The sequence below is a fragment of the Xenorhabdus sp. PR6a genome (assembly GCF_028599065.1).
GTDB lineage: Bacteria > Pseudomonadota > Gammaproteobacteria > Enterobacterales > Enterobacteriaceae > Xenorhabdus > Xenorhabdus doucetiae.
Genome location: NZ_JAQRFJ010000205.1, coordinates 1 through 663, shown reverse-complemented (window position 1 = coordinate 663; position 663 = coordinate 1). Strand labels below are relative to the sequence as shown.

Here is a 663-nt window from a genome sequence, read left to right as displayed (position 1 = left end):
CTTCGCAGTAACACCGAGTACAGGAATATTCACCTGTTTCCCATCGACTACGCTTTTCAGCCTCGCCTTAGGGGTCGACTCACCCTGCCCCGATTAACGTTGGACAGGAACCCTTGGTCTTCCGGCGAGCGGGTTTTTCACCCGCTTTATCGTTACTTATGTCAGCATTCGCACTTCTGATACCTCCAGCCAGCCTCACGACCAACCTTCAACGGCTTACAGAACGCTCCCCTACCCAACAACACAAACGTGTCGCTGCCGCAGCTTCGGTGCATGGTTTAGCCCCGTTACATCTTCCGCGCAGGCCGACTCGACCAGTGAGCTATTACGCTTTCTTTAAATGATGGCTGCTTCTAAGCCAACATCCTGGCTGTCTGAGCCTTCCCACTTCGTTTCCCACTTAACCATGACTTCGGGACCTTAGCTGGCGGTCTGGGTTGTTTCCCTCTTCACGACGGACGTTAGCACCCGCCGTGTGTCTCCCGTGATAACATTCTTCGGTATTCGCAGTTTGCATCGGGTTGGTAAGCCGGGATGGCCCCCTAGCCGAAACAGTGCTCTACCCCCGAAGATGAGTTCACGAGGCGCTACCTAAATAGCTTTCGGGGAGAACCAGCTATCTCCCGGTTTGATTGGCCTTTCACCCCCAGCCACAAGTCATCC

General features: G+C 54.4%; 1 rRNA gene. It reads right to left on the bottom strand.

Features of this window, described 5'->3' with window-relative positions:
* A 23S ribosomal RNA gene (locus tag PSI15_RS18365) occupies window positions 1-663 on the bottom strand; the annotation flags it as partial.